Raw genomic sequence first — 13101 nt, 5'->3', positions numbered from 1 at the left:
TATATTGGATAAGGAGGAAACAAAAATGGCTTCTCGAAATAAATTATTAGTTCCAGGAATTGAACAATACCTAGATAGTGTTAAGTATGAAATTGCCCAAGAATTTGGTGTGAATTTAGGATCTGATACTGTTTCACGTGCCAATGGTTCTGTTGGGGGAGAAATAACAAAAAGACTTGTCCAACAAGCACAGGCTGAGTTATCTGGAAAAACGCAATAAGTTAAATCTGCTGAACTAAAGTCCTGATCAAAAAGAAAAAGCCACTCCAAATGGATGGCTTTTTCATCATATTTATGCATTACTTTCTTTTGCTTTAACTGCTTCTTTATTGGAGAAGAGATATCCACCAACCGCAATAGCTACTAGCACAAACCAGAAGATTCCTTTCCATAGTTTCGATTCTGGGAAATGTTCATCTAAGAATCCTACCGATGGATGTGCTAACGTAAATACGGCTAATTTCACCCCAACCCATCCTACAATTAAAAAGGCTGCTGTTTCTAGAGAAGGACGAGAATGAAGTAACTTCACAAACCAGTTTGCAGCAAAACGCATGATGATCAATCCAATTAATCCCCCAAGAAACATAACTAAGAATTGCCCTCCATCAATGCCACCTAGCGTAAACCAATTTGTTTTTGGTAATGTAATCGCAAGTGCAACCGCTGCTAACATGGAATCAATCGCAAAAGCAATGTCTGCTAACTCTACTTTAAAAACAGTCATCCAGAAACCAGATTGTTTCTTCGGCTTCTTGTCTTTATCGGCTTCATTCTTCTTCGCATACTTTCCATAAATATTATGCACTGCAATAAAGAGAAGATAAAGCGCCCCTATTGCTTGAACTTGCCAAACATCCACTAAATAAGAAATCATAAATAAAGTAGCAAAACGAAATACAAAAGCACCTAATAATCCGTAGAAAAGCGCCTTTTTTTGTTGTTCTACTGGCAAATGCTTGACCATAACAGCCATTACAACCGCGTTATCAGCAGCCAGTAACCCCTCTAAAACAACAAGAATCAGTAAAACCCACCCATACTCTAGTAACATGCTTGCATCCAATAAAATTTCCCCCTTTAGGTTTTTATTTGTATACTCCTATTAGCAGGTTTTGCTACGACTTTCGTTATTATGTACAAAAGTGCGCAAAAAAAGACCTTTGCCAAATAGGCAAAGGTCTTGCTAAGCACTAATATGCCAACAAAGCCGATGGCATATGCCATGAACTGACGACTTTGTTTTAGGTATTAAACCTAAAAGCTACTCCCCTTTGAGTAGTATACAAATATTAATATGTATTAATTATATACAATATTGAACTATTTGCCAATGGTTTTTTACATATTTTTTAATTTTACTGATAATTTTATTTTATCTGTATTTCTTTTATCGTTTTTCCTTAGCCAATCATCATTTATCACTTTAAGAATGTTTCTTTTTCCTAAAATAAATTAAGCAATACTTAACTACAAAACCACTAATGATTCCCGGTATCAAGAATACCATCGGCAAAAATACAGGACCTAACAACACTCCAAATAACTTCATTTGTGTCGAATAAAAAACACCTACGGTAACAAAATATGCGCAAAATACAAATGGTAAAAAAGCATATTCATTGTCTGTTTCCATAACTTCCTTATAGGCATCCCACATTGCGAACATATATAAACACGGATAAAACAATATCCATTGAAAGTCGATAATCTCTATTGCCTCTTGGATATTGCCGCAAAAACTCAGCATAATGGCTAAATTAAAATTACTTTGCGCATTTATAATAAATTCTAAGATAACTAACAGTGTTCCTTTCCAATATTTTTTCAATAATAACTGACTAAAACCAGGTAGAGCTATACTCCACATAATTGCTTCCAATCTACTTAGGCCCTTCATTGGTATCACCATCTATTTTTCTATACCTACTATTACATTTTTAGCGAAATCTTGATATTTTATACAAAATAAATTGTTATATTTTTACAAAACAAAATATTAAATGGAAATACTGCTTATAAGCAATCCATATCAAATATGATTGGACCACTAAAAAAGAGCCCTAGGGCTCTTTTTATAATATCTGAGATAAAAATGCTTTTGTCCGTTCATGCTTCGGATGATCAAATAGTTCTTCTGGTTTTCCCGTTTCTACAATTTCTCCTTTATCAAAAAGGATAATGCGATCTGCCACTTGTCTTGCAAAACCCATTTCATGTGTTACCACCAACATGGTCATTCCTGACTCTGCTAAAGTTTTCATAACATCTAATACTTCCTTTACCATCTCAGGATCCAGGGCAGAAGTAGGTTCATCAAACAGCATAATCTTCGGTTGCATCGCTAATGCCCGTGCAATTGCAACACGTTGCTGTTGTCCACCTGACAATTGTCCTGGATACTTATTTGCTTGTTCTGGAATACCAACTCTTTCAAGTAATTCTTTGGCAATTTGTTCTGCCTTTGCTTTTTTCCACTTTCTCACCCACATTGGTGCTAAAGAGATATTCTTCAGGATAGTCATATGAGGAAATAAATTAAATGACTGAAACACCATTCCCGTTTCTTTCCGAATTTCTTCAATGTTTTTCAAATCATCTGTTAATGCAATATTATCAACCGTTATATGCCCCTTTTGAAATTCCTCTAAAGCATTTATCGTACGAATAAAGGTTGACTTACCAGAACCTGATGGTCCTAGAATGACAATTACCTCCCCTTGCTTTACTGTAAGATTTACATCTTTTAATACATGGTGATCTCCATACCATTTATTCAATTTAGTAACCTTAATAATATCCTCTCTCTCATCTAGAGGTGTCGATAATTTATTTATACCAAAGACACTTTCCATCCTCTCATTCTCCTTTCTATCTCGTCCCTACACCAAGTGATTTTTCTATATGCTTACTTACATGCGACATTAAGAAACAAAAGATGAAGTATATAAAAGCAATCACAATATATAACTCCATATATTTTCCTAAATATTCCGGATTTGCAGCAATTTTTTTTCCCATTCCAAGAAAATCGGCTAATCCAATAACCGCAACTAGAGATGTATCTTTAAAGATGGAAATAAATTGACCAACCATAGCTGGGATAACTGCTTTTAAAGCCTGTGGCAATATGACAAAAAACATTACCTTAAAATTATTTAATCCTAGAGCTTGCGCTGCTTCAAATTGTCCTCTCGGTATTGATTGCAGGCCTCCGCGAATATTTTCTGCTAAATAGGCCGCACTGAATAAAGTGAATGCTATCATTGCCCGGACTACATTATCTAGTTCGATTCCCCCAAGGAACATCGGCAGCAATAATTGGGCAATAAATAACACCATAATCAGCGGCATTCCTCGAATTAATTCTATATAAAGAATACAGCAATATTTGATTATAGGCAGTTTACTTCGTCTCCCCACTGCTAGGAGTAAACCTAATGGGAAAGAGCAAATAATTGCAACCGAAGCGATAACAAGCGTTAATAAAAATCCTCCCCAAATATTTGTTTTTACTGGCTCAAGTACACCAAACCCATTAATAATAGAAAGGGTAATCGGTATATATAAAATCCATAATAGAAGGAGGGGGATTTTTAACTTCGGAACATATTTTCCGATAAAGTAAAAAAGGAATATCACAGCCGCACTCGTAAATAAATATACTTTCGATTCCATTTCTGTATAAGGAATTACTCCAAATATAACTAGAAGAACACTGAGACTAATGGCAACATGTCCGATAATCCCTCTCCACGCTCCCCAAGTAGTTCCTAAAAATACTGATAGTAACAGAAGAGATACCCACAATCTCCATATTTCTTCTAGTGGAAATTGTCCGACAAAGAGGAGCCTTAAATTGTCAGTAACAACTCCCCATTCACTTGCGAATAAAAACTTACCTATTCTAGTAAGCAAATAAATAGTAAACATTAATGTGACAATCGTTAAAATAGCATTTTTCCAATCCTTAAATAAGTTATTTTTCAGCCATAATTGTAATTTCTTTTGATTAGCCAATTTTTTCGTTTCCATAACTGGTTCCGTATTAAGTTGTATATTATCCATTTACCTCCCTACCTTTCTACCAGCTGGAATTTTTTGTTAAAAATATTCATTAACAGTGATGTAGTTAAGCTAAATAATAAATACACAGAAATAACAATTAATAAAGTTTCTAATGTATGTCCTGTCTGATTAATAATTGTATTTCCGATTCCAACAATATCTTGGTATGCTACAGCCATTGCTAAACTTGAGTTTTTTATTAAATTTAAATATTGGCTTGTTAATGGCGGGATAATGATTCTAATTGCTTGCGGAAAAATAATTAAACGAAGTGCTGTATGACTTTTAAACCCAAGCGCTTTAGCAGCTTCTGTCTGCCCTTTTGGAACCCCCATTATTCCTGCACGAACAATTTCCGAAATATAGGTTGATGTATAGATTGTTAAGGCAACTAAAACAGACATAAACCCGATGGATAATGACGTTCCTCCTTCAAATGAATTGCCATTAAATACAGGAACAGAAAAACCAAGTGGTCCATTTCCTAAAATAATATAGATAATTATCGTTCCAATTACTATTAATCCCACACTTGAAATGAACGGATATGTAGACTTACCTGATTCTATCGATACTTTTGTTAATTTTTTGAATAAAATTATGCTTCCTGCGATTAAAAAAATTAGAATGACAAGCCAGATCAGCGTATTATCCTGTAAGGTAAACCACGGAATAGAGGCACCTCTATTTGAAAAATAAAACGGCCCAACCGATATAGCATCTTGAATTTTCGGCATTGGTAAAAAAACAGCAAAATTCCAAATGAAAATTTGAACCAATAATGGTGTATTCCTAAAAACTTCAACATATACTGTTGCCACTTTACGGACTAACCAGTTGTTCGATAATCTTGCAACTCCTACAATGACTCCAATAATAGTTGCAAGGATAATCCCAAAAACGGAAACCTTAAGTGTATTTAATAATCCTACTAATAAAGCACGTGTATAAGGATCGTCAGGTGTATAACTAATAATAGATTCTGCTATAGGGAAAGATGCTTTTAGATTTAAGTAGTCTAATCCTAATACTAAACCTATTTGTTCGAGACCTGATATTACATTTCTCACCATAAAGGCAATTACTATTCCTACGATTAGAACAAAAATAATTTGACTAATTATCGGGACCACTTTTCTATTTCTCCAAAGAGGAGTCGATGTTGTTTTTTTCATTTCCACTATTTCTCACCTCTCACTTAAAAGAATAGGGGGTATCTCAAATAGATTAGACACTTTGGTTTTTGAGACCCCCCATATTTTTATCTGTTATTACCTATTAACGGAATGGAATAGAGTACAATAATCCCCCATCAGTATATAACGCATTTTGTGCACGCTCTAATTTGAACACTGTGTCAGGACCTAAATTCCGCTCGTAAATTTCACCATAGTTACCAACTTGTTTAATTACTTGGTAGGCAAAATCATTGGCTAATCCTAGCTGTTCTCCTAGATTGCCTTCCACTCCTAAAAGACGCTTAATCTCTGGGTTTTCACTGGTTAAGAAATCATCTACGTTTTGAGAGGTAATACCGAATTCTTCCGCTTGAATGGTTGCAAATACAATCCATGATACTGCATCTGCCCACTTTTCGTCGCCATCTTTAACTGCTGGAGCTAGTGGTTCTTTTGATAATGTTTCTTCTAAAATAATATGAGCATCTGGGTCCTGCAAAGTAGACTGGCGAGAAACTAATCCCGATTTATCTGTTGTCCAAGCATCAATAGAACCCTGTTCATATGCAGCAATTACAGCATCTGCATTATCAAATGTTTGTGCTGTATAGTTAACACCTGCTGCTTTCATCTGATCAGCTAAGTTTAATTCGGTTGTTGTTCCCGTTTCTACCCCAATTGTTTTACCCTCTAAATCTTTTAGTGTTTTGATTCCACTATCCTTTGGAACCATAATTCCTTGACCATCATAGAAAGTAACTGGAGCAAAACTTAGCCCCACTTCAGCATCACGGTTTGTTGTCCAAGTTGTATTACGAATTAACACATCTACTTCACCAGATTGAACTGCCGTAAAGCGGTCTGTAGCTGATAGAGGTCTAAATTCAATTTTAGAAGGATCTCCAAGAACTCCCGCTGCAATCGCTCTTGCAAAATCAACATCAAAACCAGTATTTTTCCCATCTGAACCTATGTAGCCAAAACCAGGAAGAGCATCATTAACACCTGCTTTTAATGTCCCTCTTTCTTTTATGGTTTCAAGTAAACTTTTAGAAGAACTTGTTTTTGCACCATTAGTACTTTCCCCATCTGATCCTGACTTACTTGAGCAGCCAGCTAAAGCTAGAACAAGCACTAATAAAATACTAAAAGTAAGCGACAAACTTTTCTTCATACAATATATCCCCCTATATCTTGTTTTTATGATACTAGCAAACTCTAATTAAAAGAATATTCAATCTATTTATCTTACAAGAATACTCTTATCACATCGAATGTTAGTATCAGCCCTATTAGATGTTAAAAAGCCAACTCATTAACAATTGTTTGTTAACTTTTATAACATCATGTTTTTATTATACCTATTTTTATTAGAATTACAAATAGTTTTTCGAAAACTTTTAATTATGAAAACATTTTAAACATTTTCGTTTTTATTTATATTTACAAAAACCTTATATATCAGTAATTCGTATACCGAAAGACTTTCTTTTTTACTCGCTACAAAAACCATCCACCCGCTTTTATTTCAGAAAAAAGATAGTATATATCTACTTCCCATCAAATAAAATTATTTCAGAATAACAAAAAGTTGAATTTTTATAATAAACACTTGTCCCTTCTCCTTCCTTCCCTTTTTCTTATGTTCGAAAATCTGACATGATTTCAACATAGAGCTATTTTCCATTACATCAAAAAAGAGACTATTTACAAAAGAATCTCCATTTAAAACAGGTAGAATCCTTTTGCAATAATCTCTTCTTTTACTTAATTATTCTTGTTCATCCATCGGATTATATAATTTTACTTCTGGATTTTTATCTTGGAACCATCTTAATGCAAATTCATTTTCAAATAAAAATGCTTTTTTGCCGTAGCGATCCTCTACTAGCAGACTTCTTCCACTAGAAAGATTTTCATTTACCTCTTCATCCACTAACCAACGGGCAATTTTCGAACCTACATGCTCCATAATTACTTCTACATTGTACTCATTTCTCATTCGATGCTCAAATACTTCAAATTGTAGCTGACCAACTGCTCCCAGCAAATAATCTTCTGTTTTGACAGTCTTATATAACTGAATTGCACCTTCTTGTACGAGCTGCTGAATGCCTTTATGGAAATGTTTTTGTTTCATTACATTCTTTGCCGTTACCTTTACAAAAAGTTCTGGTGTAAATTGAGGTAGTTTTTCATATTGGTAAGCATTCTTGCTAACCGTTAACGTATCGCCAATTTGATAAAAACCTGGATCATACAACCCAATAATATCTCCACTAACCGCCTCATTAACGGTACTTCGATCATCTGCCATAAATTGTGTAGATTGCGCTAACTTTACTTGCTTCCCTGTTCTTGGTAAATTAACCATCATTCCTCTTTCAAATTTCCCAGAACAAATACGTAAAAACGCGATACGATCACGGTGAGCCGGATTCATATTCGCTTGAATTTTAAAAATGAACCCTGAAAACTCTTCTGATAAAGGATCGATCTCTCCAATGGTAGATTTTCTAGCTTGTGGAGACGGTGCAAATTGCAAATATGTTTCTAAAAATGTTTGTACCCCAAAGTTGCTTAATGCACTACCAAAAAATACAGGTGTTAAATCACCATTATTAATTTTCTCTTCCGAAAACTCATTCCCCGCTTCATTTAAAAGCATGATTTCTTCTAATGTTTGATCATATAAAGAATCCTGTTTAATTGGATGATCCCCTTCAATCTCTCCATCTTCATTTAGATCAACATATCGTTCTTTATCTTCTACACGGAACTGCTCAATTCGATTGTAAAAACGATCATATATACCTAAAAATTCTTTACCCATTCCGATCGGCCAATTCATTGGATAAGACTCAATCCCCATTACTTCTTCTAATTCCGCAAGTAATTCAAGAGGCGGCTTCCCTTGGCGATCTAATTTATTAATAAATGTAAAAATAGGAATACCTCTCATCTTACACACTTTAAATAACTTTAACGTTTGTTCCTCTATTCCTTTTGCCGAATCAATTATCATAACAGCACTATCCACAGCTGTAAGAGTACGATAAGTATCTTCACTAAAGTCTTGGTGTCCAGGTGTATCCAAAATATTTACTCGTGCATTTTTGTAGTCAAATTGCATCACACTTGATGTAACAGAAATTCCTCTTTGCTTTTCTATTTCCATCCAGTCACTTGTCGCATATTTTCCTGTTTTCTTCCCTTTTACTGTTCCAGCATCTCTAATTGCTCCGCCAAATAATAATAACTTTTCCGTTAACGTTGTTTTTCCAGCATCTGGATGGGAAATAATCGCAAAGGTGCGACGAGATAGTACATCCTGTTTAAAATTCTTTGACATGTTACTTTCCTCTCTTTTACGCATTCAAATTTAGTCCATTCCCTTATATTATCTCGATATATCAAAGTTTGCAATGGATTTAAATGTATTCGGCTACTTTTATTTTTACTATTTTTCTTTTATTTCATGAGAATCCATCCATCTTATTTATTTTCAACCGCTTGACGGACATTATAGCTTAAGATTAATTTCTTCTAATACCTTTCCAATTGATTCATGAATGACAATGTCAGCAATACCATCCATTTGGGTTGGCTCTTTATTGATAATGATTAGTTTAGCACCTGTTTGCTTTGCAAGTAATGGAAATTGATTTGCTGGTGAAACGGATAAAGATGACCCTAAAACTAAAAAGACGTCTGAATTTATGGCTGCCTCTTCCGCTGTAAAAAATGGCTGTTCTGGGAGCATTTCTCCAAAAAGGACAATGGAAGGTCTTAGTATCCCTCCACAACTGCATAAATAATTGTCATGTAAATATTCATCACTAGGATAATTCTTTCCACACGTTTCACAATGAACCTTTTTTAATGTTCCATGCAATTCAGCAACTTTCTCATTTCCAGCTTCTTCGTGAAACCCATCCACATTTTGTGTGATGATTTGTTTTAAATAGCCTTTTCTTTCCCAATCACTTAGTATGTAATAGCCATTATGCGGCTTAAATTCATGAATGCCTTGAACTCGATTTCGATAAAACTCAATAAATTCTTGCACATGATTATTTAAGGCACTCGTACTGGAAAGATATTGTTTCTTTTCAGCAGTCCATAATCCTTTATTAGCAGATCTAAAATCAGGCAATCCGCTCTCTGTTGACATCCCAGCACCAGTAAATATAACAAAATAATTAGCAGACTTTATTAATGAAACTAAGGAATCCATCTATTCATTTCCCCCTAACACACATCTTCTCTCTTTATTTTAGCAAATAGTTAAGACTCCTCAAATATAATAATATGTACTTTATTCGCTTTACTTATTACCATTAAAAGAAGACTGACTCATCGAATCAGCCTTCTTTTTTTCATTATTTTACCATTTAAAGCAAGCTGCACCCACAATGATTAAAAGAATGAATAAAACAACGATTAAAGCGAAACCTCCGCCGTAACCTGCACCACCATAGCCATAACCATAGCCAGGATATCCACAACCATATCCGTACATTCTATTTCCTCCTTTTAATATCTGTTTCGTTACGGATTAATAAAATCCGCCGTAACCCCAAGAAGCACCAATAATCACCAATAAAATAAACAATACTACTAAAAGAGCGAAACCTCCGCCGTAACCTACTCCAACTTCACCCATGAATAAAAACCTCCTTTTTTTGATTCCATATATCCTATTCAAGAATTGAAAATGTGCGATAGACAAATGCACATTTTTTAGGTTTTTTAACCAGTTATCCTTAGGCTATTGTGATATTTTTTTCGTTTCATATTTGATTGTCAAATTTTCTTCATACATCTATTTAGACTACAAAAAGGTGCTATCTTCTAAGTTTTTTAATAAAAAGCTTAGAAGATAGCACCTTTAACTATTCTTTTATTCTTTATTTTTGGGAATGAAATTAAAAATTTCATGTGATTCTAAACTATCTACAAAACGTTCAAGCCAATCATAATAATCAAGCGCATATTTCATTTTCTCTAAATCATTGGTTGCATCTTTTATAACATCTTCAGATATTCCTTCTTTATTCATTAATACTTTTATTTCATTCATTGATTTCTCAATTGCATATATATTTTCAGTAATTGCTAACCGCCATTTAATCGTGAAATAATCGATAAATGTTTGATACCAATCTTCTTCTGCTCTATATAAATCTTTTCGAACACCTTTTCGCCATACTTTGTCCACCATTTTCAATTCAAGCAAGGTTCTAACCGAAGTACTCATACTAGTTTTACTCATTCCTAGCTCTTCTTTCATTTCGTCAAGCGTCATCGGATTTTTCTGGAATAATAGCATCCCATATAATCTACCAATCGATTCAGTCACTCCATATAAATCCATGTTTTGGGCTACGGAATCAATCACTCTCTCTCGAGCAATATTTAACTGCTCCCTATCCGTCATTTATCATTCACATCCATATTATATGTTTACTTATACATTGTAATAATGATTATTTCAATAATCAAGGTGAATCAATAATCAAGTACTTAAATGCTTTTTCTGTTTATAGATTAACATGAATAAAAAAAATGTAAAGTAACAACCTAGATAGTATATGGAAGCATTTGAGCGCATTATTAAGAATATACATCCTACGGTTCATTCAGTTTTTTCTGTACGTTCAGAATGAATCATTTTAACTGATTATACAGTTTGAAGTGTCTGTTGATTATCTTCTATAATATATGTAGGCTCGCTTTACAGAGCGTTTAGAATTAAAGAGGTGAAAGAATGGAAAGTATGGCAAAATTAAAAGTCGAAAATGTCACAAAGATTTTCGGCAAAAACGCAAAAAAAGCAATTCAACTATTAAATAGTGGTGAATCAAAAAAAGATATCCTCAAAAAAACAGGAGCAACAGTCGGTGTAAACAAGGCTAGTTTTGAAGTAAATCCTGGTGAGATATTTGTTATCATGGGACTATCCGGTAGTGGTAAATCAACATTAGTACGTATGTTTAATCGTCTGATTGATCCTACAATCGGGAACATTTATATTGATGGGAAAGACATCGTAAAAATGTCAAAAGAAGATTTACGTAAAGTACGCAGAGAAAAAATAAGTATGGTCTTCCAAAAATTCGCTCTACTCCCTCATCGAACAATATTGGAAAATGCAGAATATGGTTTAGAAATTCAAGGGATTGATAAAGCATCAAGAAAAGAACGTGCACTTGAATCACTTAAATTAGTTGGATTATCAGGGTATGAATCCCAATATCCAGACCAATTGAGTGGTGGAATGCAGCAAAGAGTCGGTCTTGCTCGCGCTTTAGCTAATGACCCTGATATTCTTCTAATGGATGAAGCATTTAGTGCCCTTGATCCCCTCATTCGAAAAGATATGCAAGACGAATTATTAGACTTGCAATCAAATATGGAAAAAACAATCATTTTTATTACACATGATTTAGACGAAGCACTTCGTATTGGCGATCGTATAGCGCTAATGAAAGATGGAACCATTGTTCAAGTCGGAACACCAGAAGAAATATTAATGAATCCTTCCAATGATTATGTGGAACGATTTGTCGAAGATGTAGATTTATCGAAAGTATTAACTGCCAATCATATAATGAAACGCGCAGAAGCAGTCACGATTGAAAAAGGTCCTCGTGTCGCGTTACAAATGATGAAGAAACTTGGAATTTCCAGCATTTATGTCGTGAACAAGAAAAGAGAATTACTCGGAGCAATTACAGCTGACGATGCCCGTGCAGCTGCCGAAAACAATGAAGGCATTGAAACCATTTTACAAAAAGATGTAATTACGGTTACAGGTGACACATTATTAGCTGATCTCTTTGATAAGGTATCAACTGCAATCATTCCAGTTGCAGTAATAGATGAGCAGAAGAGATTAAAAGGGATTCTCGTTAGAGGTGCAGTTATTGGAGCCCTTGCTGGTAACAACGAGCTTATTAATACTCCACCAACAGAAGAATCAGTATTAGTTGGGGGGAATGAATAATGAATAATCTAATTCCTAAATTACCAGTTGCAGATTGGATTGATTCCTTTGTCGCCTGGTTGACAACTACCTTCGAAGTATTATTTGATGGAATCACTGCTGTATTAGAATTTGTTGTAAATATTTTAGTAGGCTTCTTTGGGTTTATTCCTCCTATTTTATTAATTATTTTACTTACATTACTTGCATGGAAATTAGCGAATAAGAAGATTGCACTCTTTACTCTTATCGGATTATTACTAGTAGATAATTTAGGCTACTGGGAACCAATGATTGATACACTAGCTCTTGTACTCTCTGCTGTATTTATCTCCATAATAATTGGTGTTCCACTAGGAATATGGGCTTCACAAAATAGCACTGTCCGCAATATTGTTATCCCAATATTAGACTTTATGCAAACAATGCCAGCCTTTGTTTATCTTATTCCTGCTATCTTCTTCTTTAGTATCGGGGTCGTACCTGGAGTGGTAGCATCAGTAATATTTGCTATGCCACCTACTATTCGTTTGACTATTCTTGGTATCCAACAGGTTCCTAGCGATATTAGAGAAGCGACAGAAAGCTTCGGTAGTACAACTAGCCAAAAATTATTAAAGGTTGAATTACCACTTGCTATGCCAACAATACTAGCTGGTATTAACCAAAGTATTATGCTTGCACTATCAATGGTAGTTATTGCTGCAATGGTTGGTGCACCAGGACTTGGTGCTGATGTATATCGTGCTGTAACTCAAATTCAAATTGGACGTGGATTTGAAGCTGGTATATCTATTGTAGTACTTGCGATCATTTTAGATAGAATTACCCAAAATGTGGGAACAAAGAAAAAGGGGGCAAAATAAT

At 34.5% G+C, this 13101-nt stretch carries 14 protein-coding genes and 1 riboswitch; of the genes, 3 read left to right on the top strand and 11 right to left on the bottom strand.

Annotated features, from left to right (window positions below; genetic code table 11):
* Positions 1 to 25: 25 nt before the first annotated feature.
* Positions 26 to 220: an alpha/beta-type small acid-soluble spore protein gene (locus NX902_RS08800; protein ID WP_047942948.1), complete on the top strand. Its 195-nt coding sequence runs from the start codon at positions 26 to 28 to the stop codon at positions 218 to 220.
* A 72-nt stretch (positions 221 to 292) separates the two neighbouring features.
* On the opposite strand, the gene NX902_RS08795 is transcribed toward NX902_RS08800, so the two are convergent.
* The 11 genes from NX902_RS08795 to NX902_RS08745 all read right to left on the bottom strand — a co-directional run bounded on the left by NX902_RS08795 (position 293) and on the right by NX902_RS08745 (position 10686).
* Positions 293 to 1066: a TerC family protein gene (locus NX902_RS08795; protein ID WP_095329009.1), complete on the bottom strand. Its 774-nt coding sequence runs from the start codon at positions 1064 to 1066 to the stop codon at positions 293 to 295.
* A 122-nt stretch (positions 1067 to 1188) separates the two neighbouring features.
* Positions 1189 to 1285, bottom strand: a riboswitch (yybP-ykoY riboswitch).
* Positions 1286 to 1426: 141 nt separating this feature from the next.
* Positions 1427 to 1882, bottom strand: a complete 456-nt coding sequence (locus tag NX902_RS08790) for a hypothetical protein (RefSeq protein WP_445668888.1) — start codon at positions 1880 to 1882, stop codon at positions 1427 to 1429.
* A gap of 193 nt (positions 1883 to 2075) precedes the next feature.
* The gene (locus NX902_RS08785) at positions 2076 to 2855 is read right to left on the bottom strand and encodes an amino acid ABC transporter ATP-binding protein (RefSeq protein ID WP_095329007.1); all 780 of its coding nucleotides are present in this window, start codon (positions 2853 to 2855) and stop codon (positions 2076 to 2078) included.
* 16 nt (positions 2856 to 2871) lie between these two features.
* A complete protein-coding gene (locus NX902_RS08780) occupies positions 2872 to 4068 on the bottom strand; it encodes an amino acid ABC transporter permease (protein ID WP_095329006.1) in 1197 nt (398 codons plus the stop codon).
* A gap of 8 nt (positions 4069 to 4076) precedes the next feature.
* Entirely contained in the window at positions 4077 to 5243 is a 1167-nt protein-coding gene (locus NX902_RS08775) for an amino acid ABC transporter permease (RefSeq protein WP_171510304.1), read from the bottom strand.
* 103 nt (positions 5244 to 5346) lie between these two features.
* Positions 5347 to 6420, bottom strand: a complete 1074-nt coding sequence (locus tag NX902_RS08770; RefSeq protein WP_095329004.1) for an amino acid ABC transporter substrate-binding protein — start codon at positions 6418 to 6420, stop codon at positions 5347 to 5349.
* A gap of 597 nt (positions 6421 to 7017) precedes the next feature.
* Positions 7018 to 8598: a peptide chain release factor 3 gene (locus tag NX902_RS08765; RefSeq protein WP_095329000.1), complete on the bottom strand. Its 1581-nt coding sequence runs from the start codon at positions 8596 to 8598 to the stop codon at positions 7018 to 7020.
* Positions 8599 to 8769: 171 nt separating this feature from the next.
* A complete protein-coding gene (locus NX902_RS08760) occupies positions 8770 to 9483 on the bottom strand; it encodes an NAD-dependent deacylase (RefSeq protein WP_095328999.1) in 714 nt (237 codons plus the stop codon).
* A 150-nt stretch (positions 9484 to 9633) separates the two neighbouring features.
* Positions 9634 to 9768: a YjcZ family sporulation protein gene (locus NX902_RS08755; protein ID WP_082809995.1), complete on the bottom strand. Its 135-nt coding sequence runs from the start codon at positions 9766 to 9768 to the stop codon at positions 9634 to 9636.
* Between the two features lie 36 nt (positions 9769 to 9804).
* Positions 9805 to 9912 (bottom strand): YjcZ family sporulation protein, encoded by a 108-nt coding sequence (locus NX902_RS08750; protein WP_082138357.1) that lies wholly within the window; start codon positions 9910 to 9912, stop codon positions 9805 to 9807.
* A gap of 237 nt (positions 9913 to 10149) precedes the next feature.
* A complete protein-coding gene (locus NX902_RS08745) occupies positions 10150 to 10686 on the bottom strand; it encodes a GbsR/MarR family transcriptional regulator (protein ID WP_095328998.1) in 537 nt (178 codons plus the stop codon).
* 330 nt (positions 10687 to 11016) lie between these two features.
* Between NX902_RS08745 and proV the strand changes: the two genes are divergently transcribed.
* Both proV and NX902_RS08735 read left to right on the top strand, forming a co-directional pair.
* The gene (gene proV / locus NX902_RS08740) at positions 11017 to 12255 is read left to right on the top strand and encodes a glycine betaine/L-proline ABC transporter ATP-binding protein ProV (RefSeq protein WP_095328997.1); all 1239 of its coding nucleotides are present in this window, start codon (positions 11017 to 11019) and stop codon (positions 12253 to 12255) included.
* A complete protein-coding gene (locus tag NX902_RS08735) occupies positions 12255 to 13100 on the top strand; it encodes an ABC transporter permease (protein WP_095328996.1) in 846 nt (281 codons plus the stop codon). Before proV ends, NX902_RS08735 begins: the two co-directional genes overlap by 1 nt.
* The last annotated feature ends 1 nt before the right edge of the window (position 13101 follow it).

It is taken from the genome of Niallia sp. FSL W8-0954, from assembly GCF_038005605.1.
Taxonomy (GTDB): Bacteria; Bacillota; Bacilli; order Bacillales; family Cytobacillaceae; genus Niallia; species Niallia circulans_A.
The sequence above is the reverse complement of the archived record's forward strand: the minus strand, read 5'-3'. Positions and strand labels throughout refer to the sequence as shown.